We start from the raw sequence: 22,041 nt of genomic DNA, 5'->3' as shown, positions 1-22,041 counted from the left end.
TTGCTGATCTCCGCAGCCTGGTTACACACACTAAAAAGCAAGGACCCCATCTTCGTTTTGGAGGCCCGGAGCCTGCCCGCCAAACTCCTGATGCTCCCGGAGTTTTCCCAAAAAACAAAAAAGCCGGAACTGCCCGGGACGCCGTTTTTTCAGCACTCTTGGCCGGTTCTGATTGTCCTTGTTTTAAACACAAAAAAAGCAGCCAACCGAAGTTGACTGCCTTATTTTGATGAAGCGCTGAAACCGGCATTTCGCAGTTTTGGAGGGGTTACTCTTCTGCTTTTTCCTCTGTATCCTGCTCGTTGTCGGCTTTCTTTTTGCCGCCACGACGGGTTCTTTTGCGCTTGGAACCGGTTGACTCTACAGTTGATTCGTTGTAGTCAACGAGTTCGATAATTGCGGTTGGTGCACCGTCTCCGGAGCGGTTACCGAGTTTTATGACGCGGGTGTAGCCCCCGTTTCGTTCGCCAATCGTGGGTACAACCTCATCGAAGAGATGGGTTACGGCGTACTTGTCGTGCAGGAATGAAAAAACAAGACGGCGATTGTGCGGGTTATCTTCCTTCAAAGCGCGGGTGATGAGCGGCTCTACATAGCGGCGCAGCTCTTTGGCTTTGGCAAGGGTCGTAACGATTCTGTGGTTTTTGATGAGGGCATTGCTCAGCGCACGCATAGTTGCGTTGCGGTGTGAACTGGTACGCCCTAATTTTCTGCCTCTTACCTGATGGCGCATTACGTACGTTCCTTATAAATTTTTGGTTTTGTCTAAATACTTGGCGATATCCATGCCGAAGTGCAGGTTTTTCTCTTCGATGACTTCCTGCAGCTCGTTGAGCGATTTTTTACCGAAATTCCGGAAACGCAACAGCTCTGTCTCATCCTTTGAAACGAGTTCAGCGATGGAGTTGATGTTCGCTGATTTCAGGCAGTTGTAAGCTCTCACGGAGAGGTTGAGATCTTCGATACTCGTTCTCAGGAGGTTTGCTATGCGGATGGATTCTGCATCAACTTCCTCTTCTTCCTGTGTGAAGGGCTCTTCGATTTCTTCGGTGATGAACTTCTCGATATGATCCTTGAGAATCTTTCCAGCAATCGTAAGGGCTTCCTTGGGATTTACGGAACCATCGGTTGTGACTTCCATCACGAGTTTTTCGTAGTCGGTGCGCTGTCCAACGCGTACGTTCTCAACGTTGTATTTCACGGACTTGATGGGCGTAAAGATGGTATCGATGGGAAGAACGCCGATATCGGTTTCTTCTTCGATGATGTTCTCTTCTGAGGTCACATAGCCGCGGCCACGCCCCATGTGAAGCTCAATACGGATTTCGCCGTCTTCAGCCAGGGTTGCGATGTGATGAGAGGTGTTGAGTACGGTGTACTCTGCGCTGTTGTCATTAATATCGGCTGCGGTAAAATTACCCGGGCCTTTGATGTGTACGTTAATGACTCCGGTGCTCTGCTCGACCTGCTTAAAGCGTACGCCTTTGAGGTTCAGGATGATATCATAAACATCTTCAGAAACACCGTTAATGCTCGAGTACTCGTGCTTTACGCCATCAATTTTGATGGCTGTGATCGCAACACCGGGCAGGGATGAAAGAAGCACCCGGCGAAAAGAGTTACCGATTGTAACACCGTAACCGCGTTCTAATGGCTGTAAAACGAATCTACCAAATGTATCGGAGGATTCATCAACCATCAAGCTGTTTGGCATTTGGAGATTTGTATTGCTCATAAAAACTTCTCGTACGGTTAATTCAGATTACTTAGAATAGAGCTCAACGATAAGCTGCACGTTGATATTCTCAGGAATATCTTCCATTTCAGGATAGTGCAGGAAGCGTCCGCTCATCAGCTTTTTGTCCACTTCGAGCCAGTTGTAACGGCTTTTCGGGCTTGGAGCGAGGGAGTCGTTAATGACTTCGAGATCTTTGGACTTAGGACGCACGCTGATAATATCGCCCGGGCGCAGGGTGTACGACGGAATGTTTACGACTATGCCATTCACGATGATGTGACGGTGCGTAACAAGCTGACGGGCCTGACGGCGTGTACGTGCGAAGCCGAGACGGAATACGGTATTGTCGAGACGGGCTTCAAGGTATTTCATCAGGTTATCACCGGTAACACCTTCTTTGGCGCTCGCTTTTTTGAAGAGATTACGGAATTGCTTCTCGAGGAGACCGTAGGTGTACTTGGCCTTCTGCTTTTGCTCAAGCTGAATGGCGTATTCTGATTTCTTCTGGAAGCGGGATCTGCCATGCTGCCCCGGACCGTAGGGTTTTCTTTCTACCGCCTTGCTCGGACCAAAGATTGGCTCTTTAAAGCGACGGGCCTTTTTTTGCTTGGGACCTGTATATCTTGCCATGTTGAATTAAATATATTGAATTAGACTCTTCTTCTTTTGGGAGGGCGGCAGCCGTTGTGCGGGATGGGTGTTGTATCCTTAATGGAATCAACTTCAAAGCCTAAAGCACCGAGGGCACGAACAGCCGCTTCTCTACCGGTACCCGGGCCTTTCACAAAAACGTTTACCTTTCTCAGGCCCATGTCGTATGCCACCCGACCTGCGGTTTCAGCACTTAGCTGTGCAGCATATGGGGTATTTTTACGCGAACCCCGGAAGCCCTGATTACCTGCAGAAGACCATGAAATCGTGTTGCCGCTTGTGTCCGTAATGGTAACAATCACGTTATTGAAGGTCGCCTTAATAAATACGAGGCCGTTAGGATCTGAGAGCTGCTTTTTTTTCTTTTTTGCGGCAGCTGCCGTTTTAGCTTGTCTTTTTGCCATTTTATGCTTTCACGTTTAGAAATTACTTACGGGGAGCTGCTTTCTTACCAGCTACTGTTCTCCTGCGGCCCTTGCGGGTTCTCGCGTTGGTTTTGGTACGCTGACCTCTTACCGGGAGACCTCTTCTGTGGCGAAGGCCACGGTAGCATCCAACATCCATGAGTCGCTTGATGTTGCTGTTCACTTCAGAACGCAATGCACCCTCAAGTTTGAAATTCTCGTCAAGATACTTACGGATTTCAATAACCTGATCCTCTGTCCAGTCCCCCACTTTGGTATCCGGTGATATACCAAGTTCGGTGAGGATGTTTTGAGCACGGGTATTTCCGATACCGAAAATATAGGTTAGACCAATAACGCCGCGCTTTTGCTTTGGTAAGTCGATACCTGCTAATCTTGCCATAATTTGATACTGATTACTGTATTAACCCTGACGCTGTTTATGGCGCGGATTTTTCTTATTGATGATGAAAATGCGTCCTTTCCGGCGTACAATTTTATCGCTGGAAGATCTTTTGCGGACTGAAGATTTCGTTTTCATAATGTTTATTTGTACCGATAGGTGATTCTGCCTTTAGTTAAATCGTACGGAGACATTTCAACAGTTACCTTGTCGCCGGGCAGTATTTTGATGTAGAACATTCTCATCTTACCCGAAACATGTGCAAGGATCTCATGACCGTTATCAAGCTTCACTTTAAACTGCGCATTCGGCAATGCTTCAACGATGGTGCCTTCCTGCTTAATGGGCTCTTGCTTGGCCATACTTAGGAATTGTGTTGGTCTAATTGAATTTTGGTTATCTCTTCAATATACTGAAAAGTTGACAGAATTTCAGCAACGCCTTCCCGTACAACCACGTCGTGCTCAAAGTGTGCCGATTTGCTGCCGTCTGCAGTAACGATTGTCCAGCCGTCCCGGAGTGTTTTCACTTTCCAGGTGCCCATGTTAATCATGGGTTCAATGGCCAGCGTCATGCCGCTGCGCAGGCGTTTTCCGGTGCCCGGCTTGCCAAAATTCGGAACCGACGGTTCTTCATGTAACGACTTGCCAAGGCCGTGACCTACAAGGTCACGAACGACACCGTAACCTCTTTGCTCACAATGTGACTGAACTGCTGCGGATATGTCTCCGATCTTGTTGCCGTGAACCGCTTTCTCTATACCGAGATAGAGCGACTCAACGGTGGTGATCAGAAGTTTTTTTTCTTCATCAGTGCAATCGCCCACAATGTAGGTATAGGCAACGTCACCAAAATACCCGTCGAGCTCAACACCACAATCAACAGATATCAGATCGCCTTCCTGCAGCGCATAGTCTCCGGGGAAACCATGTACAACCTGCTCGTTCACTGAAATACAAAGCGTTGCCGGAAACGGGTTTTTTCTTGGGCCGTATCCTTTAAACGCCGGTCTGCCATTGTTTTTCCGAATGTAGTCTTCTGCTACTGCGTCGAGTTTTGCAGTTGTTACACCCGGCTTGATATGCTTTGCTACTTCCGCATGAGTTTTAGAAACGAGCTGAGCGCTTTTGCGCATCAGCTCTATTTCATACTCACTCTTCAGATATACCATTACATCCTTCGTCTGCCCTTGATCCTGCCCGTCTTCATGAATCCGTCGTAATGACGCATCATGAGATGGCTTTCAACCTGCTGCAGCGTATCAAGTCCTACCCCTACGATAATGAGAAGGCTTGTACCGCCGAAGAACATCGCGAATCCGGGCGTTACGCCGAAGTTGGCAACGATAGCCGGCAGAATCGCAACGGTTGAAAGAAACAGTGCTCCGGGGAAGGTGATCTTGGTAAGAATATTGTCGATAAACTCAACAGTCTGCTTACCAGGCCGCACGCCGGGAATAAAGCCCCCCTGACGTTTCATGGTATCCGCCATTTCTTTCGGGTTAATCACAATCGCAGTATAGAAGAAGGTGAAGAACACGCAGATCAGGAAGAATACAATGGAGTAGGTTAGTCCTGTAAAGTCACCTGACCATCGGGTCAGGTTCTGAACCGTTTCGTTTGTCGGAAAGAACATCCCGAACGTACTGGGGATGAACATAATGGACTGTGCAAAGATGATCGGCATTACACCGGCAGCATTTACACGCAGCGGAAGGTACTGTGTCGTTCCGCCGTACACTTTACGGCCCACAACGCGGCGGGCATACTGTACGGGAATTCTTCTCTGTCCCTGAGTAAGGAGTACAACAGAAGCGGTTACAAGTACAAGCGCTGCAACTTCAACAAATACGATGATCGCGTTGGCCTGTGTATTCCACTCGTTCATGAAGTTGGTTGGCAGAGCCGCGATAATACCAATCATGATAAGTAGCGAAATACCGTTACCGATACCCCGTTCCGTGATACGCTCACCAAGCCACATCACAAATACAGTACCGGCAGTAAGTACAATCATACAGTTGATGATGAATGCCGTACTGCTTACAACAATGGCATCAGGCTGGGTTGCGAGCAGGTTGATCCCGAAACCGATCGACTGAATAAGCGTGATGAGAACGGTACCATAACGGGTCAGCTGATTGATTTTCCTGCGGCCTTCTTCCCCTTCGCGCTGAAGTTTCTGAAAGTAAGGTACAACAGCTCCCATCAGCTGGATGATAATCGCTGCGGTAATGTACGGCATGATTCCCAGTGCGAATACCCCGGCCCGGGCGAAAGCTCCACCCACGAACAGGTTAATAAGCCCTAGAAAATCTGTTGCCGGACCTGCACCAGACTGTGCAAGCGTTGCAGCGTCAACACCCGGCATGGTAATGAAGGTACCAACCCGGAAAATCAACAGAATACCTATGGTGTACAGGATTCTGTTTTTGAGTTCTTCAATTTTGAAGATGTTTTGAAAGTTTTCAATCAAGCTCATCAGATAGTGAAGCCGTTTTTATGATTCAGTGCTGGTTGAACTGCCTGCTTCTTCGCTGTTTACAACAGCTGCTTTACCGGCGTTTTGACCAATGATTTCGGTAGAACCACCTGCTTTTTCAATAGCTGCGGCGGCCGGCTTACTAAATGCATGTGCCTGAACAGAAACGGCAGCTTTCAGCTCACCACGGCTCAGTACTTTCACGAGATCTTTCTTTCCTACCAGACCGACTTTATAGAAATCGGTAATGCTGATCGGTGAAGACAGTTTGCCTTCGTCGATAAGCTTCTGAATGGTATCAAGATTAACCGCTTTGTACTCGGTTCTGAACGGGCTGTGGAATCCGAACTTAGGAATACGGCGCTGAAGGGGCATCTGACCGCCTTCAAAACCGCTCTTGTACGAATAACCGCTGCGCGACTTCTGACCTTTGTGTCCGCGACCTGACTGCTGTCCTAAACCGGAACCTTCCCCACGACCGACACGCTTGCCGGTTTTGAGATTGGGTTTCGGTGCTTTTAAACTATGTAATTTCATCAGTTAGATATCCTTATGAATGAGGTTATCAGCCTTCGAAAACCCTTGAAAGGGGGATTCCGCGACGCTGTGCGATTTCTGAAGGCTCGACAAGCTGACGCAGCGCATCAATCGTTGCCTTAACCATGTTGTGAGGATTGGAAGATCCCAGCGATTTACTCAGAATATTGGTAATACCTGCACTCTCAAGTACGGCTTTTACCGGACCACCGGCAATTACACCGGTACCTTCGGAAGCCGGGATGAGCAATACTTCACCCGCTCCGCATTTACCAACAACTTTGAACGGAATGGTTCCGGTTGAGGTCATGGGGACGCGAATAAGGTTTTTACGGGCATCATCAACACCTTTTTGAATGGCATCTGATACTTCGTTTGCTTTACCCATACCGCTGCCTACAATCCCTTCTTTGTTGCCAACAACAACAATTGAGTTGAAGCTGAAACGGCGTCCGCCCTTTACTACTTTGGCAACACGGTTGATGTGCACCAGGCGGTCTTCAAGATTAAGCTCACTGGCTTTAATGTTATAATTACGACGTCTGAATCTTGGCATTAGTCCTGTACTTTAAAATTTGAGTCCGCCTTCGCGTGCACCTTCAGCAATTGCTTTCACGATACCGTGATAAGCATAACCGCTTCTGTCGTACACACAGGTTTCAATATTTTCATTCTTAGCATACTCGGCTATTTTTTCACCGACTAATTTTGCCTTTTCCATACGAGACTTACCGTTTAAGGCGTCCTTAAGATCCGGACTCAGGGTTGATGAATGGGCAAGTGTTACGCCGCCTTTGTCATCAATGAGTTGTGCATAAATATGCTTGGAGCTTTTGAATACAGACAGGCGCGGCCGCTCAGCAGTGCCGGAAATTTTACTCCGTACACGTCTGCGAATTCTATCTCTTTTCGTGATATTTCTGTTAAACATAATCGTGATTTATTATCTACCTGACGATTTACCTGCCTTCTTACGAACAAACTCCCCTACATAGCGGATACCTTTGCCTTTGTAAGGCTCAGGCTTACGGAGAGAGCGGATTTTGGCGGATACCTGACCCACAAGCGCTTTATCCGGACCGGATACAATGATGCGCGGGTTTTTAGTGGTCTTGGTATCAACTTCGATGTTTATACCTTCGGGAGGTACAAAATAAAACGAGTGCGAGTAGCCCAGAGCCAGTTCAAGAATACCGTTGTTGAAAGAAGCACGGTAACCAACGCCCTGAATCTCAAGCATTTTTTTGAATCCCTCAGACACACCGGTCACCATGTTGTTCACCAGGGAGCGGTACAATCCATGACGGGCGCGGCTTGTTCTGTCGTCATTGATACGCTCCAATGACAGGGTGTTATCCTCAAACTTAATTGTAAGGCAGGGATCTACATCAATTGATAACTCGCCGTTTGTTCCTTTAACGGAGACGCTGTTACCTGAAAGCTTTACTTCAACTTTTTCAGGTACAGGTATGGGTAAAATTCCTATACGTGACATTTGAAAATCCTGTTTTTAGTAAACTTCGCAGATAATTTCACCACCGACACCAAGCTTGCGGGCTTCCTTATCGGTCATTACGCCTTGCGAGGTTGTGAGTATAGCTATACCGAAACCATTGAGTACACGCGGCACATCTTGAGATGAGCAGTATTTTCTAAGTCCAGGTTTTGATACTCTCTGAATCTTTTTGATTACGGGTGTGCCGTAATGATCATATTTGAGGAATACCCGGATGAGTCCCTGCTTATTATCATCGATATCCAGATAATTCTGAATGTAACCTTTATCGTGGAGAATCTGTGTAAGGGCCCGCTTCATTTTTGAAGCAGGAATATCAACGCGACGGTGACCGGCACGCTGAGCATTTCTGATTCTCGTCAGATAATCTGCTATTGGATCAGTCATGATTTGTGATTAAATATTGAATAAATGGTGCTGTTACCAGCTTGCTTTTTTGACGCCGGGGAGGTCTCCCTTAAGCGCCATTTCTCTGAATTTAATACGGGAGATACCGTACTTGCCTATTAAACCGCGGCCACGGCCAGTAATACTGCACCGGTTACGCACGCGTGTAGGACTTGCATTGCGCGGCAGTTTTTGCAGGCCTTCGTAGTCGCCGGCTTCTTTGAGAGCCTTGCGCTTTTCGGCATACTTTTCTACCGTTTTCATTCTTTTTGCATTACGTGCAATCCAGGATTTTTTAGCCATATCGTGGTTTAAATCAGTTTTTGTTGCGTTTTACGAAGGGCATTCCGAAAGCTTTGAGCAGCTTGATAGCTTGTTCATCATTCTCAGCGGTAGTCACAAAAGTGATGTTCATACCGTGAATCTGATCAAGCTTATCTGTATCAATTTCAGGGAAAATAGCGTGCTCTTTCACACCCATGGTATAGTTCCCCCTTCCATCAAAACCTTTGTCGCTCACACCCTGAAAGTCCCGGGTTCTTGGGAGCGCCAAGTTAATCAATCGATCAATAAATTCATACATCTTAGACCTGCGCAGGGTAACCTTGCACCCGATGGGCATTTCCTCACGCAGCTTGAAGTTAGAGATGGATTTTCTGGCTTTCGTAAGTACCGGTTTCTGACCGGTAATAAGGCCAATATTTGCCGCAACGTCGTCGAGTCTTTTGCGGTCAGTGATTGCTTCACCCACACCAACATTAATAACAATCTTCTCAATTTTAGGAACTGCCATAATGCTTCGCAGTGAGAATTCTTTAATGAGTTGGGGAACAATCTCGTTTTTGTAAACGGTATAGAGTCGTGCTTCAGCCATAGTATAAGAAATTCCTATTTGTCGAGGACTTCACCGCTGAGCTTGGAGTACCTTACCCAGCGCGTTTTTCCGTTTTCGTCAAGTTTCTTGCGGCCTATACGGGTAGGCTCATTGCTGACAGGATCAAGCGGGAGCACGTTTGACACGTGAATCGGCATTTCCTGCTCGATTCGACCGCCCTGCTGATACTGCTGATTAGGCTTTTGGTGTTTAACCTTGATGTTGATGCCTTCAACAACAACACGCTCAGTATCGGGGTTAACCATCAGCACTTTTCCGGTACCACGGGATGCGCCGGAAATGACCTGAACCATATCACCTTTTTTGATATGGAGCTTTTTCTGCTTGTTAAATTTGCGTGGCATAATTCTTTACCAGTGTTTTTAAAGTACTTCGGGTGCAAGTGATACGATACGCATGAAATTATTTTCACGCAGTTCACGTGCTACCGGGCCGAAAATACGGGTGCCAACGGGTTCATTATCTTTGTTGATAACGACTGCAGCGTTCTCATCGAACCGGATGTAACTGCCGTCCGGTCTTCTGTATTCTTTTTTGGTTCTGACAACCACTGCTTTCACAACATCACCTTTTTTCACGTTTCCGCCAGGCAGTGCAGCCTTAACAGAACAGGTAATGAGGTCGCCTACACGTGCATAGCGTCTTTTGGAGTCGCCAAGCACTTTAATGCACATCACTTTTTTGGCACCACTGTTATCAGCAACCGAAAGTATTGTTTGCGTTTGTACCATGATTTATTGTCCTTGCTAAGTAATGTGAGTTATTTGGCTCGTTCAATAATTTCAACAAGTCTCCAACGCTTGTTTTTGGAAAGCGGGCGTGTTTCCATAATGCGAACAATGTCGCCTGGATTCGCCGCATTTTCCTCATCATGCGTCATGTACTTTTTGGTCTTCGTAATGAACTTGCTGTAAATCGGGTGCTTAATCTGGCGGTCGACCGCAACAGTAATGCTTTTGTTCATACTGTTGCTTACAACACGGCCGATGCGCTGCTTTCTATCTTTGCGTTCTAATTTGTCTGACATAATTCAAATAAGATGTAGGACTGATACTTAGGCTTGATTTTCTTTTTCTGCTATGATGGTAAGCAGACGCGCAGTATCCCTGCGAAGCATCTTAAAGCGGGCCGGGTTTTCAACCTGACCGGCTACAGCTTTATTAAAACGCATTTTCTGAAGGGCACTTTCGTTTTCTTTCACCCTAACCTGCAGTTCATCCAAAGAAAGTTCACGTAATTCGTGTGGTTTCATCTGTCTAATTCCTGAATTTTATCAACTACCTTTGTAGTCTCTACGGGTGATGAGTTTTGTTTTAATTGGTAGCTTGAACTGAGCAAGGCGAAGCGCTTCATAGGCCAGCTTTTGGCTCACACCAGTTACCTCAAACAATATTCTTCCGGGATGAACTACGGCTACAAAGTGATCAAGAGCACCTTTACCTTTACCCATCCGTGTTTCAGCCGGCTTGCTTGTCACAGGCTTATCCGGAAATATGCGAATCCAGATCTGACCTTCCCGGGACATTTTACGGGAAATGGCAACACGGCAAGCTTCAATCTGACGGGCTGTGATATACTTTGGCTCAAGTGCTTTAATGGCGAAATCACCAAATGCAATCTGATGTCCGCGGCTTGTGTTTCCTTTAATCCGGCCTTTGTGGACGCGTCTTCTTTTAACTCGTTTTGGTTCTAACATTGGAATAATCCGTTTATGCGATTAAAGCGACTATTGTTTAGTACGGCGCTGACCTCTGCCTCCACCGCCACCACCGCGCTTGCGGCGGTCTCCGCCTCCGCTTCTGCGGTTTCTGCGATTCGAACCAGGACCTGATTTTTCCTGCTTGGCCGTAATGGTGGATGGAGAAAGATCTACTTCACCAATCACCTCCCCTTTGAAAATCCAGACTGATACGCCGATACTGCCGTAAATGGTCTGCGCAGTATGGTTGTAGTAATCGATTTCGGCACGCAGGGTATGGAGCGGCACACGGCCTTCTTTATACTGTTCGGTACGTGCCATTTCAGCACCACCAAGACGACCGCTGCACTTAACTTTGATGCCTTTGGCACCCATGCGCATGGCCGACGCAATAGCTGTTTTCATAGCGCGACGGAATGAGATACGTGCTTCCAGCTGCTGTGCAATATTCTGTGCTACAAGGCTGGCATCAACTTCAGGGCGTTTAATCTCGCTGATGTTGATCTGCACATCTTTGTCTGTAAACTTCTTGAGCTCCGTGCGGATTTTTTCTACTTCTTCACCACCTTTACCGATAATAACACCTGGGCGGCTTGTAAGAAGTGTCAGAAGTACACGCTTTGGCGTACGCTCGATGATAATACGGGAAAGTCCAGCATTGGAGAGACGTTTGCGGAGATACGTGCGGAGTGCGAAATCTTCCTTAACGTTATCTGCTGTACTGTTTTCAGTGTACCAGTTGGAATTCCAGCCACGAATAATTCCAAGTCTTAAACCTATCGGATGTGTTTTCTGACCCAATGTTTATTCCTCTGTGGTTTCTGATTCATCTTTCTTTTCAACAATCACTGTAATGTGGCTCATCCGCTTCCGGATCGGATGCGCACGCCCCTGAGGTGCGGGCTGTATCCGCTTTAGGGTTGGGCCTTCATCAACCATAATCGTTTTAATCCGGAGGTCACTCATTTCAATAACCTCATCTTCAAACCTGTCCTGCAGGTTGGCAGAGGCAGAACGAATAACTTTGGAGACTTCAATCGCCCCGGCTTTGTTCAAATGCTTGAGCTTGTTAATAGCTGTCTCAACATTCATCCCCCTTACCAGGTCAGCCACGAGGCGGAGTTTACGGGGTGCTCTGCGCAGGTAGCGCTGCACGGCTTTGGCTTCGTATTTAATGGTTGGTTCCATAGAGTTTATCGTTTTTTGTCACCTTTCTTAACCGGGTGACCCTTGAAAGTTCTTGTAGGAGCAAACTCACCCAGTTTATGGCCTACCATATTCTCAGTAACATAAACCGGAATAAACTGCTTACCATTATGAACCGCGAATGTAATTCCTACGAAATCCGGAGTAATCATTGAGCCTCTTGACCAGGTTTTGATAACCTTTTTGGACTTTGTTTCAAGGCTCTGATCTACCTTTTTCTGAAGTTTAAAGTGGACGAAAGGTCCTTTTTTTAATGATCTTGGCATATCCTGTTACTTTTGATTCCGTCTTCTTACAATGAATTTGGATGAAAGCTTACGACGATTACGCGTCTTCAAGCCTTTCGCAATTTGTCCCCATGGTGAACGCGGGTGTCCGCCGGATGCACGGCCTTCACCACCACCCATCGGGTGATCAACAGGGTTCATTACCACACCACGTGTCGTTGGTCTGATTCCCAGCCAGCGGCTGCGACCTGCTTTACCAAGCGTAACGTTCATGTGGTCAAGGTTGCTGACCGTGCCAACGGTTGCAAGGCACTTGCCGAGTATCATTCTTACTTCACCTGAAGGAAGTTTGATGGTGACATAGCGGTCTGATTTCGCAATAAGCTGCGCCGATGTACCTGCGCTGCGAACAATTTGTCCGCCTTTGCCGGGCTGCATTTCGATATTATGAATCGTTGTACCCAGCGGCATATTCATAAGGGGGTATGCATTACCGATTTCAGGAACTACTGTGGTAGTGCTGCTGATAACCGTATCTCCAACCTTAAGTTTATTCGGGGCAAGGATGTAGCGCTTTTCTCCATCAGCATAGTGCAGCAATGCAATGCGTGCGGTACGGTTTGGATCGTACTCTATCGTTGCAACTTTGGCAGGAACGTCAAACTTATTACGCTTAAAGTCGATAATCCGATAGCGGCGCTTGTGACCACCACCCTGATGACGGGTTGTGATACGTCCGTGATTGTTACGACCACCTTTGGAATGCAGCTTCGAAAGAAGAGATTTCTCCGGCTGATTTGTAGTAATCTCACTAAAATCAGGCGCGATTCTGTGTCGTGTGCCCGGAGTTACTGGTTTTAGTTTCTTAGTAGGCATGATTCAATGCTGATTAAATTTCACTGAAGAGGTCTATTTCCTGGCCTTCTTTCAGGGTAATGAAAGCTTTTTTCTGTTTCGGAGTTCTTCCGGAGAGATAACCGCTTTTCGTAAAACGACCTTTAGGCTTGGTTGCAGTAATCAGCGTTCTGACTTTGGCAACCTGTACTTCGGGATAAAGCCTTTCGATTTCAGCTTTAATCTCTGTCTTGGTAGCGTCAGTGGCCACGAGGAAACAGTACTTTCCCTGCGTTTCCTGAATGCGGTTGATTTTCTCTGTGAGCAGAGGTTTAATTAATACTTTACTCATGCCGCTGCCTCCTCATTCTTGCTAAAGCCATTGGTTAGCGTGTTCAGCCCTGACTCTGTAAACAGCACGAAGTCTGCATGCAGAATTTCATAGGTAGATGGCTTGTAAGCTTCCAAAACATTTACGCCCGGAATATTACGGCCTGACTTGTACAGATTAACATCTGTTGAACCGGTCAGGAGAAGCACTTTGCGGCCTTCAGCTTTGAGATTACGCAGCACTGCTGCCAATGATGATGTCTTAGGGGTATCAAAGCTGAAGTCTTCGACTACCATGATGGCATTGTCGTTAGCTTTGTATGTGAACGCTGATTTGCGGGCGAGTTCCTTCATCTTTTTGGTGAGACGAATGGTGTAGGTACGCGGACGTGGACCGAAAACTGTACCACCGCCTTTGAGAAGCGGGGAACGCAGGGTTCCGCGACGGGCGCCGCCGGTACCTTTCTGACGGAACGCTTTCTTACCACCGCCACGCACTTCTGTACGTCCTTTGGTTTTAGCTGTACCCTGACGCTGATGTGCGAGGTATGCTCTTACATCTTCGTAAACAAGCGTGTCACGGGGCTCAATTGCGAACACCGATTCGGGCAGCTCTACTGAACGGCCGGTTTCAGTACCGTCCGTTTTGAGAATGTTCAATTTCATTTCTGTTTACCCTTTTCCGTTCAAGGATTGTGAATTTCTACGAGCCGGCCTTTGGGTCCCGGTACTGCGCCTTTAATGAGGATCAGATTTGATTCAGGAAGTACTTTTACGATTTGTAGATCCTTAATGGTAACTCTCTCGTTACCCATACGACCCGCCATTTTGAGACCTTTGAAAACCTTAGATGGCGTTGAGGCCTGACCAATAGATCCCGGTGCTCTTTCCCGGTTGTGCTGACCGTGTGTTCTGCCGCCAACACCGCTAAAGCCATGACGCTTAACAACACCCATGAAGCCTTTTCCTTTGCTTGTGCCAACGACGTGGACTCTGCTTCCGGCTTCGAAAATATCTTCAGCTTTAATGGTGTCGCCTAAGTCAAGTCCTTCAGGAATGTAATCCCGGATTTCGCGTACATAGCGCTTAGGTGTAGTATTCGCTTTTTCAAAATGTCCCTGCATTGCCTTGGAAACATTTTTAGCTTTTTTCTCACCCATTGCAAGCTGTACGCCATCGTATCCGTCTTTTTCCTTCCGGAAAATCTGGGTTATGGTACAGGGTCCGGCTTCGATAACTGTAACAGGGAGATGATTTCCGCCTTCGTCAAAAACGCTGGTCATCCCCAGCTTTATGCCTAAAATTCCGCTCATGATTTGAATCTTATGAGGTTATCAAACTTTAATTTCTACATCTACACCGGATGGCAGCTCAAGCTTCATCAAAGCGTCAACAGTCTGTGTACCTGTTGAAAGGATATCTATCAGACGCTTGTGTGATCTTGATTCAAACTGCTCACGCGATTTTTTGTCCACAAAAACGGACCGGTTTACCGTGTAGATCGTTTTGTCAGTTGGCAGTGGTATCGGTCCTGATACCACTGCTCCTGTTGACTTCACGGTTTTGATAATCTTCTCAGCTGATTTATCAATCAGATTGTGATCGTATGATTTCAGCTTTATTCTGATTTTCTGTTGTGTAGCCACGTATCTGCCTCTTTTTAGTCAAGAATTTTAGCTACGACGCCAGCACCAACGGTACGGCCGCCTTCGCGGATCGCGAAACGAAGTCCGTCTTCCATAGCAATGGGCTGAATCAGGTCAACAGTCAGGTTCACGTTGTCGCCCGGCATTACCATCTCTACGCCTTCAGGAAGCTCGCAGATACCGGTTACGTCGGTCGTACGGAAATAGAACTGCGGACGGTAGCCTTTGAAGAACGGGGTATGACGACCGCCTTCCTCTTTGCTCAGGATGTACACCTCACAGGTGAATTTCTTGTGCGGCTTCACGCTGTTGGGCTTACAAAGTACCATCCCGCGAACGATCTGATCTTTGTTGATACCACGCAGCAGAAGACCTGCATTGTCACCGGCCTGTCCTTCGGGCAGAAGCTTGCGGAACATCTCGATACCGGTAACGACTGACTTCATTTTGTCTTCGTTGATCCCTACGATGTCAATCTCTTCGTTGAGTTTGATTACACCGCGCTCAATACGACCGGTAGCTACAGTACCACGACCGGTGATAGAGAATACGTCCTCAACGGGCATCAGGAACGGCTTGTCTACATCACGCTCTGGAGCAGGGATGTAAGTGTCAACAGCTTCCATCAGCTCAACTACTTTGGCTTCCCACTGTGCATCGCCGTTCAGCGCGCCCAGGGCAGAACCCTGAATAACAGGAATGTCATCGCCGGGGAATTCGTAGCTGGAGAGCAGCTCACGAACTTCAAGCTCAACGAGCTCGAGAAGTTCTTCATCATCAACAAGGTCAACCTTGTTCATGAATACTACGAGGTAAGGTACGCCAACCTGACGGGCAAGTAGGATGTGCTCGCGGGTCTGTGGCATGGGGCCGTCGGTGGCAGCAACTACGATAATCGCGCCGTCCATCTGAGCCGCACCGGTAACCATGTTCTTCACATAGTCAGCGTGACCGGGACAGTCAACGTGTGCGTAGTGACGGTTTCCTGTTTCATACTCTACGTGAGCGGTTGCGATGGTGATACCTCGCTCGCGCTCTTCGGGAGCGTTGTCAATTTCGTCGAAAGCTTTGGCGCTACCGCCGTAGGTAGCTGACATCACTTTGGTAATCGCTGCGGTAAGCGTAGTCTTGCCGTGGTCAACGTGACCAATCGTACCAATATTAACGTGTGGCTTATTGCGTGAAAACGTTTCTTTTGCCATGATCTGAATGAATTTATTTGTGCTTATTTATCTTCAAGTATAGTTTTCGCAATGGAATCGGGTACCGGAGCGAACTTTTTGAATTCCATCGAATAAACCGCGCGGCCCTGAGACATAGAGCGCAGGTGTGTAGAGTAACCGAACATTTCTGAAAGCGGCACTTCTGCAGTGATAACCGTTCCTTCAATTTTGTTCTCCATACCACCAATCATCCCACGACGACCGTTGAGGTCACCCATGATATCACCCATGTAATCTTCAGGTGTGATGATTTCTACCGCCATGATCGGTTCCAGGAGGATCGGACCGGCTTTACGGGCTGCTTCACGGAAGCCAAGTTTTGAACACACTTCGAATGAAAGCGCGTCAGAATCCACATCGTGGTAGGAGCCGTCAAACAATCTCACTTTGACGCCTTCGACCGGATAGTTGGCCTGAATACCGTTGGTAAGTGCAGCTTTGAACCCGTTTTCACATGGGTTGATGTATTCACGGGGGATGTTACCGCCAGTCACCTCATTTAGAAACTCGAAGCCGGTATTGCCTTCAAGCGGCATGATTTCGAACTGAACATCCGCAAATTTACCGCGTCCACCGGTTTGCTTCTTGTAGATCTCGCGATGGGTAACGCTCTTGGTAATGGTTTCACGGTATGATACCTGAGGCTTACCAACGTTGGCCTCAACCTTGAATTCGCGCTTCAGGCGGTCAACAATAATTTCCAGGTGAAGTTCACCCATACCGGCAATAGTGGTCTGACCGGTTTCATCATCAACATTTGTTTTGAATGTCGGATCTTCTTCAGCAAGCTTCGACAGTCCCATGGTCAGCTTATCGTTGTCAGCCTTGGTTTTAGGTTCAACAGCTAGCTTAATTACAGGCTCAGGGAAGATCATCTTCTCCAGAAGAATCGGAGAATCATCTGAGGAAAGTGTATCACCTGTGCGAACTTCTTTAATACCTACAGCGGCACAGATATCGCCGGCGCGAACCTGCTTGATATCTTCTTTACTGTTGGCGTGCATTTTTAGCAGACGACCAATACGCTCTTTTTTACCCGTAGAAGTATTTACAACATAAGAGCCGGCTTCAAGTGTACCCGAGTAAACACGGATGAAGGTCAGTTTACCAACATATGGATCGGTTGCAATTTTGAAAGCCAGGGCAGAGAATGGCTCTTCATAGTCAGGCTTCCGCTTCATTTTGACTGATTCATCAGCAGGATCAACACCGTCGATGGCATCAATGTCAATTGGTGATGGCATAAACTTCACAACAGCATCGAGAAGCGTCTGAACACCTTTGTTTTTGAAAGCTGTTCCGCAGAGTACCGGATTGATATCGAGTGAAAGCGTTGCTTTTCTGATCGCAGCTTCAATTTCCTCAACACTGATTTCCTCTTCCATGAGGTATTTTTCCATCAGCTCTTCGTCATGATCAGCAATAGATTCGATCATGATTTTGCGGTACTCTTCTGCTTTTGCCTGAAGGTCGGCAGGGATATCAACGACATCATAGGCAGCACCCATGGTTTCGTCATTCCAAAGCACACCTTTCATTTCAATAAGGTCAACGACCCCTTTGAAATCACTTTCATTACCAATAGGAATCTGAAGGGGTACCGGTACAGCTTTGAGTCGCTTCTTCATTTGCTCAATCACATTATAGAAGTCTGCGCCTGTACGGTCCATCTTGTTTACAAATGCCATACGTGGCACTTTGTATTTGTTAGCCTGACGCCATACTGTTTCGGATTGTGGCTGAACAGCACCTACAGCACAAAATACAGCAACAGCGCCGTCAAGTACCCTAAGTGAACGCTCAACTTCGATGGTGAAGTCAACGTGTCCGGGCGTATCAATAATGTTGATCCGGTGGTCTTTCCAGAAACAGGTTGTGGCAGCAGAAGTAATGGTAATACCCCGCTCACGCTCCTGCTCCATCCAGTCCATGGTAGCATCACCTTCGTGTACCTCACCAATTTTGTGAGAGATACCTGTGTAGAAAAGAATACGCTCCGTAGTCGTAGTTTTACCAGCATCGATGTGGGCCATGATGCCAATATTTCTTGTCTTTTTAAGGGCGTCTATTGCTTTTGGTGCCATTGTAAATAGAGAGTGGTATTGAATTAGAATCTGAAATGAGCAAATGCTTTGTTTGCTTCGGCCATTCGGTGTGTTTCATCACGCTTTCTTACGGCTCCGCCTTCATTGTTTGCAGCATCCATAAGTTCGCGGGAAAGTCTGCCTGCCATGGACTTGTCATTGCGGTTTTTCGCCGAACGAATAATCCATCTCATGCTAAGGGCTGTGCTTCTTTCCTGACGGACTTCAACAGGAACCTGATAAGTAGAACCGCCAACTCTTCTGCTCTTGACTTCGATCATAGGTGAAGCGTTGGTCAGTGCGGAGCGGAATATTTCGATGCCCGGTTTACCTGTTTTTTCTTCAATGATTTCGAACGCCTGATACAAAATCCTGCGTGCTACACTTTTTTTGCCGTCTTTCATGAGGCAGTTAACAAAACGGGTTACCGTTTGATCTTTAAACTGAGGGTCAGCTACAACCTGACGCCGCTCTGCTGTTTTTCTGCGCATAGTTAAGCTTTGGTCTTATAAATACTGAATGATTAACCTTTTTTGGCTTCTTTCGGACGCTTTGTACCATAAAGGCTTCTTCCTTGCTTACGGGCATTTACACCTGCCGTATCAAGAGCACCGCGAATAATGTGGTAGCGAACACCAGGAAGATCCTTTACACGACCGCCGCGAATGAGAACAATACTGTGTTCCTGAAGGTTATGACCTTCGCCCGGTATGTAAGCTGTGACTTCCATTTTGTTCGTTAAGCGAACACGCGCTACTTTGCGCAAAGCAGAGTTTGGCTTCTTGGGTGTTGTGGTATAAACACGGGTACAAACTCCGCGGCGCTGCGGACATGCCTGAAGAGCCGGAGCAGTAGTCTTTACCTTCTTGCTCTTGCGACCCTTACGAATTAATTGCTGAATTGTAGGCACTCTGTAATGATTTTAGTGAGTAACTTTTTTAAAATTCCAAAGACTACTAATATAAACCTTTGAGCAATAGCATGCTAATGAAATATCTGTTCATTTGTCTGTTTGATACCTCTTACCCCCTTAATCTTCGAATACGGCTCAAATTCAACGGTTCAAAACACATTTATTAGATACTCTGATACATTACATTATATCAAATGAGTTTTTCCTTATCCATCAGCGCTCCACGTCTGAAGGCGCTTCATTCGCATGGTCTTCACACCGATCAGGACCTGCTTGATTTTGTCCCCAGGCGTTATCTTGACCGCAACGCAGTCTCGTCTATCGGTTTGCTGCGTGGTGCTGGTGAAGAAGTTACCGTTATCGGGACTGTGAAGGATATCAGAACTGACAATAAACGGCTTGAAGTTTTTATATCAGACAGCAGCGGTGAATTAAAATGTGTTTGGTTTAGGGGCATAAACTATTTCAAAAAACTTCTTAAGCCAGGTGACGAAGTATCGGTTTATGGCAAGGTGCAGCGATTCGGACGCTGGCTCAGCATAGCCCATCCTGACCTCGAGAAGATTAAGGATAATACGAACCCGACCAAAACCGTCGGAACCATCCCTGTTTATGCCTCCAACAGCTTTTTCAAAAAAGTTTGGCTTACCAGTCAGGTTTTCCAGCAGTGGGCGTCAGAATTGCTCAGGACTACAGCCTTACCTGACATTTTGCCGGAAAGTGTACGGCTGCGCCTCAAACTGAAAAACAGGCATCAGGCGTACATCTCCGTTCACAATCCTGAGAATCTCAAAGATGCCCAAAACGGCAAAACGTACCTCAAATTTGAAGAGCTCTTCCTGTTTGAACTTGCTGTTCATACGCTAAAATTGCGTGCCGAAAGCCAGCAAACACTCCTTCGTTTTAATGGCCCTGGAGAACTCACTAAGCTTTTTTTCAGAGACGCCCTTCCGTTTAATTTAACCGATGGTCAGGTCAAAGCACTTAAAGATATTCGGTCGGATTTTGAAAGCGGCAGACTTATGAACCGGCTTATTCAGGGTGATGTCGGATCCGGCAAAACTGTGGTAGCTATTGGCGCAATTCTGATGATGCTGGACAACGGTTATCAGGCGGCGTTCATGGCACCTACGGAAATTCTTGCCGAACAGCATTACCGCACACTCTGTCAGTACCTAAGCCAGCTCGATGTCGACATTCGCCTGCTTACGGGTAAACGTACCAGCCGGCAAAAGCGGGATATCCTCGATGCCGCTGCACAGGGGAATCCTATGATTGTTGCAGGTACCCATGCACTAATTCAGCAGGGCGTTGAACTCCCGCGACTGGGTTTAATCGTTGTTGACGAGCAGCATCGCTTTGGCGTTGAACAACGTGCGCGCTTTGCAAACAACCCCATCTCACCCCACACCCTTGCCATGTCCGCTACGCCGATTCCGAGAAGCCTGGCCCTTTCCGTTTTCGGTAAACTTGATATTTCCGTCATTAAGGGACTTCCTGCAGGAAGAAAGCCCATCAAAACCGGTATACGACCAGACAGTAAACGCGAAGACGTCTATCGCTTTCTTGACACCGTATTAAAAGAAGGCGGACAGGTTTACATCGTCTATCCTCTGGTTGAGGAATCAGAAGCACTTGACCTTGAGAATGCAATGGATGGTTTCGAAGTCATTCGAAAAAGATTTCCCGACTACTCTGTAGGCTTGCTGCACGGACGCATGAAAGCTGATGAAAAGGAAGCCGTCATGAGCAGCTTTGAATCGGGAGAAACTTCCCTCCTTGTCTCGACCACCGTTATTGAAGTAGGTATCAATGTGCCCAACGCCTCGGTTATGGTCATAGAACATGCCGAACGCTTCGGCTTGTCACAGCTGCATCAGCTCCGGGGACGCATTGGCAGAGGAAGCAAGCAAAGCTACTGCATCCTGATTACGAGTCCGAAACAATCTAAAACAGGCAAAGAACGGCTCCGTGCAATGACCGAAACCAACGACGGGTTTCTAATTAGTGAAGCCGACTTGCGGTTGAGAGGGCCCGGAGATTTCCTCGGCACACGCCAGAGCGGCGTCCCTGAATTTAAATTTGCTGATTTAGTAGAGGATGAAGCGCTCCTTGCTGAAGCCGCTGCGCAAGTAAGTCTGCTACTTGAGGATGATCCTAAATTAGAAAAGCCGGAGCATCAGCCGCTCCGGCTTTATTTTGAAAAATACCTTAATGAAAGAAGAAAGTTTTTTGAAATGATGTGAGGTTCAAAAAATTTTCTATGGCTTCATCACACATTTGCAGCGGATTTCTGCCGCTTACGCTCGTTGTGATCCAGATATTTTTTGCGAACGCGCAAACTTTTAGGCGTCACTTCCAGCAGCTCATCATCCTCGATGTATTCAAGACACTGTTCGAGCGAAAGTTTGAGGGGAGTATTAATCCGTACAGTATCAGCTGTTTGTGAGGCCCGGTGATTGGTCAGGTTTTTTCTTTTGACCACATTCACAAGCAAATCATCTGATCTGTTGTTGATACCTACCACCTGACCGGCATAGACATCAACACCAATTTCTACAAAAAACTGTCCGCGATCCTGAAGCCCCTCCAGGGCATAGGAGGTCACCTGTCCTTTTTCCATGGATACAATTGACCCGTTTTTACGGCCCGGCATTTCTCCACGGTGAGGCTCATAATCATAAAATTGCTGATGTATCAGAGCCATGCCTTTGGTTTCGGTAAGCACGTCATTTCTGAAACCGATCAATCCTCTGGAAGGCACCTTAAATGCCAGTCGTACATTCTCAAGCTCCTGCGACATAGACTCCATGATACCTTTCCGCATAAGAAGAATATCTATGACCCGACTTGAATATTCCTCAGGG

The 22,041-nt window shown here is 47.1% G+C and carries 35 protein-coding genes (1 of these 35 cut by a window edge); 1 reads left to right on the top strand and 34 read right to left on the bottom strand.

Going from position 1 to position 22,041, the window contains the following annotated elements; translation table 11 throughout:
• Positions 1-268 precede the first annotated feature (268 nt).
• The 33 genes from rplQ to rpsL are packed head-to-tail and all read right to left on the bottom strand — an operon-like array spanning position 269 to position 19,171.
• A complete protein-coding gene (rplQ, locus tag CYPRO_RS04145; RefSeq protein WP_114983417.1) occupies positions 269-733 on the bottom strand; it encodes a 50S ribosomal protein L17 in 465 nt (154 codons plus the stop codon).
• A 12-nt stretch (positions 734-745) separates the two neighbouring features.
• On the bottom strand, positions 746-1,735 hold the full coding sequence (locus tag CYPRO_RS04140) for a DNA-directed RNA polymerase subunit alpha (protein WP_114983416.1): 990 nt from the start codon (positions 1,733-1,735) through the stop codon (positions 746-748).
• A 27-nt stretch (positions 1,736-1,762) separates the two neighbouring features.
• Positions 1,763-2,368: a 30S ribosomal protein S4 gene (rpsD, locus tag CYPRO_RS04135; protein WP_114983415.1), complete on the bottom strand. Its 606-nt coding sequence runs from the start codon at positions 2,366-2,368 to the stop codon at positions 1,763-1,765.
• Between the two features lie 20 nt (positions 2,369-2,388).
• Positions 2,389-2,793, bottom strand: coding sequence for a 30S ribosomal protein S11 (rpsK, locus tag CYPRO_RS04130; RefSeq protein ID WP_114983414.1), 405 nt, complete (start codon positions 2,791-2,793; stop codon positions 2,389-2,391).
• Between the two features lie 22 nt (positions 2,794-2,815).
• Positions 2,816-3,196: a 30S ribosomal protein S13 gene (gene rpsM, locus CYPRO_RS04125; RefSeq protein WP_114983413.1), complete on the bottom strand. Its 381-nt coding sequence runs from the start codon at positions 3,194-3,196 to the stop codon at positions 2,816-2,818.
• Between the two features lie 21 nt (positions 3,197-3,217).
• Entirely contained in the window at positions 3,218-3,334 is a 117-nt protein-coding gene (gene rpmJ, locus CYPRO_RS04120; RefSeq protein WP_114983412.1) for a 50S ribosomal protein L36, read from the bottom strand.
• 5 nt (positions 3,335-3,339) lie between these two features.
• On the bottom strand, positions 3,340-3,558 hold the full coding sequence (gene infA, locus CYPRO_RS04115) for a translation initiation factor IF-1 (RefSeq protein WP_114983411.1): 219 nt from the start codon (positions 3,556-3,558) through the stop codon (positions 3,340-3,342).
• Positions 3,559-3,560: 2 nt separating this feature from the next.
• A complete protein-coding gene (map, locus tag CYPRO_RS04110; RefSeq protein ID WP_114983410.1) occupies positions 3,561-4,367 on the bottom strand; it encodes a type I methionyl aminopeptidase in 807 nt (268 codons plus the stop codon).
• A complete protein-coding gene (gene secY / locus CYPRO_RS04105) occupies positions 4,367-5,677 on the bottom strand; it encodes a preprotein translocase subunit SecY (protein ID WP_114983409.1) in 1,311 nt (436 codons plus the stop codon). The genes map and secY overlap by 1 nt, the downstream gene beginning before the upstream one ends.
• 18 nt (positions 5,678-5,695) lie before the next feature.
• Complete coding sequence (gene rplO, locus CYPRO_RS04100) at positions 5,696-6,214, bottom strand: 50S ribosomal protein L15 (RefSeq protein ID WP_114983408.1); 519 nt, start codon at positions 6,212-6,214, stop codon at positions 5,696-5,698.
• Positions 6,215-6,242: 28 nt separating this feature from the next.
• Complete coding sequence (gene rpsE, locus CYPRO_RS04095) at positions 6,243-6,770, bottom strand: 30S ribosomal protein S5 (protein WP_114983407.1); 528 nt, start codon at positions 6,768-6,770, stop codon at positions 6,243-6,245.
• Between the two features lie 12 nt (positions 6,771-6,782).
• Positions 6,783-7,145 carry a 50S ribosomal protein L18 gene (gene rplR / locus CYPRO_RS04090; protein WP_114983406.1) on the bottom strand — a complete coding sequence of 121 codons (363 nt, stop codon included), beginning with the start codon at positions 7,143-7,145 and terminating at the stop codon, positions 6,783-6,785.
• A 12-nt stretch (positions 7,146-7,157) separates the two neighbouring features.
• Positions 7,158-7,709, bottom strand: coding sequence for a 50S ribosomal protein L6 (rplF, locus tag CYPRO_RS04085; RefSeq protein WP_114983405.1), 552 nt, complete (start codon positions 7,707-7,709; stop codon positions 7,158-7,160).
• A gap of 15 nt (positions 7,710-7,724) precedes the next feature.
• Complete coding sequence (gene rpsH / locus CYPRO_RS04080) at positions 7,725-8,117, bottom strand: 30S ribosomal protein S8 (RefSeq protein ID WP_114983404.1); 393 nt, start codon at positions 8,115-8,117, stop codon at positions 7,725-7,727.
• 33 nt (positions 8,118-8,150) lie between these two features.
• A complete protein-coding gene (gene rpsN / locus CYPRO_RS04075; protein ID WP_114983403.1) occupies positions 8,151-8,420 on the bottom strand; it encodes a 30S ribosomal protein S14 in 270 nt (89 codons plus the stop codon).
• 13 nt (positions 8,421-8,433) lie between these two features.
• Positions 8,434-8,991, bottom strand: a complete 558-nt coding sequence (gene rplE, locus CYPRO_RS04070) for a 50S ribosomal protein L5 (RefSeq protein WP_114983402.1) — start codon at positions 8,989-8,991, stop codon at positions 8,434-8,436.
• A 14-nt stretch (positions 8,992-9,005) separates the two neighbouring features.
• The gene (gene rplX, locus CYPRO_RS04065; RefSeq protein WP_114983401.1) at positions 9,006-9,356 is read right to left on the bottom strand and encodes a 50S ribosomal protein L24; all 351 of its coding nucleotides are present in this window, start codon (positions 9,354-9,356) and stop codon (positions 9,006-9,008) included.
• A gap of 18 nt (positions 9,357-9,374) precedes the next feature.
• Positions 9,375-9,743 (bottom strand): 50S ribosomal protein L14, encoded by a 369-nt coding sequence (rplN, locus tag CYPRO_RS04060; protein ID WP_114983400.1) that lies wholly within the window; start codon positions 9,741-9,743, stop codon positions 9,375-9,377.
• Between the two features lie 29 nt (positions 9,744-9,772).
• Positions 9,773-10,039, bottom strand: coding sequence for a 30S ribosomal protein S17 (rpsQ, locus tag CYPRO_RS04055; RefSeq protein ID WP_114983399.1), 267 nt, complete (start codon positions 10,037-10,039; stop codon positions 9,773-9,775).
• A gap of 27 nt (positions 10,040-10,066) precedes the next feature.
• Positions 10,067-10,264, bottom strand: a complete 198-nt coding sequence (gene rpmC / locus CYPRO_RS04050; protein WP_114983398.1) for a 50S ribosomal protein L29 — start codon at positions 10,262-10,264, stop codon at positions 10,067-10,069.
• Positions 10,265-10,285: 21 nt separating this feature from the next.
• Complete coding sequence (gene rplP / locus CYPRO_RS04045) at positions 10,286-10,708, bottom strand: 50S ribosomal protein L16 (RefSeq protein WP_114983397.1); 423 nt, start codon at positions 10,706-10,708, stop codon at positions 10,286-10,288.
• A 30-nt stretch (positions 10,709-10,738) separates the two neighbouring features.
• On the bottom strand, positions 10,739-11,512 hold the full coding sequence (gene rpsC / locus CYPRO_RS04040; RefSeq protein ID WP_114983396.1) for a 30S ribosomal protein S3: 774 nt from the start codon (positions 11,510-11,512) through the stop codon (positions 10,739-10,741).
• 3 nt (positions 11,513-11,515) lie between these two features.
• Entirely contained in the window at positions 11,516-11,899 is a 384-nt protein-coding gene (gene rplV / locus CYPRO_RS04035; protein ID WP_114983395.1) for a 50S ribosomal protein L22, read from the bottom strand.
• A 5-nt stretch (positions 11,900-11,904) separates the two neighbouring features.
• The gene (rpsS, locus tag CYPRO_RS04030) at positions 11,905-12,183 is read right to left on the bottom strand and encodes a 30S ribosomal protein S19 (protein WP_114983394.1); all 279 of its coding nucleotides are present in this window, start codon (positions 12,181-12,183) and stop codon (positions 11,905-11,907) included.
• A 6-nt stretch (positions 12,184-12,189) separates the two neighbouring features.
• Positions 12,190-13,020 (bottom strand): 50S ribosomal protein L2, encoded by an 831-nt coding sequence (gene rplB, locus CYPRO_RS04025; RefSeq protein WP_114983393.1) that lies wholly within the window; start codon positions 13,018-13,020, stop codon positions 12,190-12,192.
• A gap of 13 nt (positions 13,021-13,033) precedes the next feature.
• Positions 13,034-13,330, bottom strand: coding sequence for a 50S ribosomal protein L23 (gene rplW, locus CYPRO_RS04020; RefSeq protein WP_114983392.1), 297 nt, complete (start codon positions 13,328-13,330; stop codon positions 13,034-13,036).
• A complete protein-coding gene (rplD, locus tag CYPRO_RS04015) occupies positions 13,327-13,974 on the bottom strand; it encodes a 50S ribosomal protein L4 (RefSeq protein WP_114983391.1) in 648 nt (215 codons plus the stop codon). The genes rplW and rplD overlap by 4 nt, the downstream gene beginning before the upstream one ends.
• 20 nt (positions 13,975-13,994) lie before the next feature.
• Positions 13,995-14,621 (bottom strand): 50S ribosomal protein L3, encoded by a 627-nt coding sequence (rplC, locus tag CYPRO_RS04010; RefSeq protein WP_114983390.1) that lies wholly within the window; start codon positions 14,619-14,621, stop codon positions 13,995-13,997.
• A gap of 21 nt (positions 14,622-14,642) precedes the next feature.
• Positions 14,643-14,954: a 30S ribosomal protein S10 gene (gene rpsJ, locus CYPRO_RS04005; protein WP_114983389.1), complete on the bottom strand. Its 312-nt coding sequence runs from the start codon at positions 14,952-14,954 to the stop codon at positions 14,643-14,645.
• Positions 14,955-14,968: 14 nt separating this feature from the next.
• Entirely contained in the window at positions 14,969-16,156 is a 1,188-nt protein-coding gene (tuf, locus tag CYPRO_RS04000) for an elongation factor Tu (RefSeq protein WP_114983388.1), read from the bottom strand.
• Between the two features lie 23 nt (positions 16,157-16,179).
• Positions 16,180-18,261 (bottom strand): elongation factor G, encoded by a 2,082-nt coding sequence (gene fusA, locus CYPRO_RS03995; protein ID WP_114983387.1) that lies wholly within the window; start codon positions 18,259-18,261, stop codon positions 16,180-16,182.
• Between the two features lie 23 nt (positions 18,262-18,284).
• The gene (rpsG, locus tag CYPRO_RS03990; RefSeq protein WP_114983386.1) at positions 18,285-18,752 is read right to left on the bottom strand and encodes a 30S ribosomal protein S7; all 468 of its coding nucleotides are present in this window, start codon (positions 18,750-18,752) and stop codon (positions 18,285-18,287) included.
• A 32-nt stretch (positions 18,753-18,784) separates the two neighbouring features.
• The gene (rpsL, locus tag CYPRO_RS03985; protein WP_114983385.1) at positions 18,785-19,171 is read right to left on the bottom strand and encodes a 30S ribosomal protein S12; all 387 of its coding nucleotides are present in this window, start codon (positions 19,169-19,171) and stop codon (positions 18,785-18,787) included.
• Between the two features lie 197 nt (positions 19,172-19,368).
• On the opposite strand from rpsL, the gene recG reads away from it, so the two are divergent.
• The gene (gene recG, locus CYPRO_RS03980; protein ID WP_114983384.1) at positions 19,369-21,420 is read left to right on the top strand and encodes an ATP-dependent DNA helicase RecG; all 2,052 of its coding nucleotides are present in this window, start codon (positions 19,369-19,371) and stop codon (positions 21,418-21,420) included.
• 26 nt (positions 21,421-21,446) lie between these two features.
• On the opposite strand, the gene typA is transcribed toward recG, so the two are convergent.
• Positions 21,447-22,041 carry the final stretch of a translational GTPase TypA gene (gene typA / locus CYPRO_RS03975; protein ID WP_114983383.1) on the bottom strand. The gene runs 1,223 nt beyond the window's last position, so only the last 595 of its 1,818 coding nucleotides appear in the window; the start codon falls outside the window, past its right edge — the gene reads right to left on this strand; the stop codon is at positions 21,447-21,449.

This window comes from Cyclonatronum proteinivorum (assembly GCF_003353065.1).
GTDB classification, from domain to species: domain Bacteria; phylum Bacteroidota; class Rhodothermia; order Balneolales; family Cyclonatronaceae; genus Cyclonatronum; species Cyclonatronum proteinivorum.
This window is presented reverse-complemented; position numbering and strand designations above follow the sequence as displayed.